A 1672-nucleotide genomic window follows, 5' to 3' on the forward strand; every position below is an offset into this window, starting at 1 on the left:
AAAAAGTAAATAGTTTATTAGTTATTTGTTTATTTTTAGCTTCAAATTTAGAAACCAAAATGAAAAACATAGCTGCAATTATTATTGTTTTTGTCTTTAACATCTCATTTTCGCAAACTACTACTAACAACGTAATTGGTAAATGGATAAGATACAAAGAAGAAATAAAAGACCATAGCAAGCCTCTTTATATTGTTCCCAACGAATCAGCTTTTTTAGAATATTCTATTTCCAAAAATAAATTATGCATCAATTCTAATCCTATTTTAAAAGATAGTGATTTGTGCGTTAATGCTATAATAGAAAATAATTTTATTAAGACTTCACCAACTTCATCTTACATTATTGAAAGCATCAAACAAGATTCTTTAATTCTCAGTGAGCGAGTTGACGGAATAACCGATGATAAATTAAAACGATTTTATTTTGTGAGATCAAATTCAGTATTTGCTAAAAATAAGGAGCAGTTTAAAAATGAAAAGAATATAATTGCAAACATCAATTTTACTCCAAAAACTGTAGTGTCAATTGAAGCTGAATTAAATAAAATGATACCTCAAAATTCTTCAAGTTTTGAATTGATTGGTAATATTTTAATTTTCCCGAAAGAAAGTAAAATTGAAACTCAAGTAACCTTTTCCTCAAAAAAAGAACCTTCAAAAATAAAAACTATAAAGAAAATCCTTGATTCTAGCTTTCATAAATGGGATTTAGCAGATTTTAAAGAATATGAAACAATTGAGATTCCGTTTATTTTGCAATGTAAAAAAGACCGAATGAACGGAATTAAAATCATTTACCTTACTAATGATTTGGAAAAATTTCATTTTACGGTTGGAAGTCAAACAAAACGTACCAGTGCAAAATCACAAGAATTTTTCAACGAAGGATTAAAAGCTTACGAAAATAAAGAGTTTACCAAAGCAATTGAATATTTTGACAAATCATACAGTTTAAACTATTTAAAAATTGATGCTTTGTATAATATAGCAAAAATATATTTTGAAACTGGTGACAAAAAAAATGCCTGCAAAACTTGGAAAAAAATAATGGATTTAGGACAAGCTTCTGGAAAAGAATTGTATCAAACTAATTGTAATTAAGGGTAATTTTTCATGAAAAAAGTCCCAACCATAGATTGAGACTTCTTTCATTACTACTATTTTAAGTTTTAGAACTTGTAGCCTGCGCCAATAAAAATTCCGCTGATGCTTACATCGCCCATTCCTAATGAGTATTTAGCATTTACTTCAATTTCTTCTGTAACATCATAAGAAGCTCCAAAATCAATGTTTAATTTGAACTCATCTTCTTCGGCGTCAAGTAAGTAATTCAAACTTGGTCCAGCCAAAATTCCGAATTCTTTTGAAACCGAATATTTAGCTAAAATTGGAACGCTCAAAAAGTTGAAATCTTTAATGGCAACATATAAAACCTCGGGTTGAACAGAGAATTGTTCCGATATTCCGATATTGGCAAAACCTCCAACAAAGAATCCGGTTTCTGACGCACTTGTTGTTGTTCCTGCAAACTTCACTTTGGCTGTAGCCAAATCAACTCCTGCTTTTACTCCGAATTTAGTTTCTTGCGCATTACAAAATACTGTTCCTGCAAGCAAAAATGCTGTAAAAAGTAATTTTTTCATCATGTTTAAATTTTAAGGGTTAAATTA

General features: G+C 29.1%; 2 protein-coding genes. One reads left to right on the forward strand and one right to left on the reverse strand.

Features of this window, described 5'->3' with window-relative positions:
- On the forward strand, positions 1-1103 hold a 1103-nt coding region (locus DIU01_RS10400; RefSeq protein WP_290834173.1), incomplete at its 5' end, for a hypothetical protein.
- A 68-nt stretch (positions 1104-1171) separates the two neighbouring features.
- Here DIU01_RS10400 and DIU01_RS10405 read toward each other — a convergent pair.
- Positions 1172-1645, reverse strand: a complete 474-nt coding sequence (locus DIU01_RS10405; protein ID WP_290834175.1) for an outer membrane beta-barrel protein — start codon at positions 1643-1645, stop codon at positions 1172-1174.
- Between the last annotated feature and the right edge of the window lie 27 nt (positions 1646-1672).

Origin of the sequence: Flavobacterium sp. (genome assembly GCF_003525665.1) — a bacterium.
GTDB lineage: Bacteria > Bacteroidota > Bacteroidia > Flavobacteriales > Flavobacteriaceae > Flavobacterium.

Coding starts and splice junctions, on each gene's coding strand:
- DIU01_RS10405 (WP_290834175.1), bottom strand. CDS start 1,645: ATGAAAAAATTACTTTTTACAGCATTTTTGCTTGCAGGAACAGTATTT.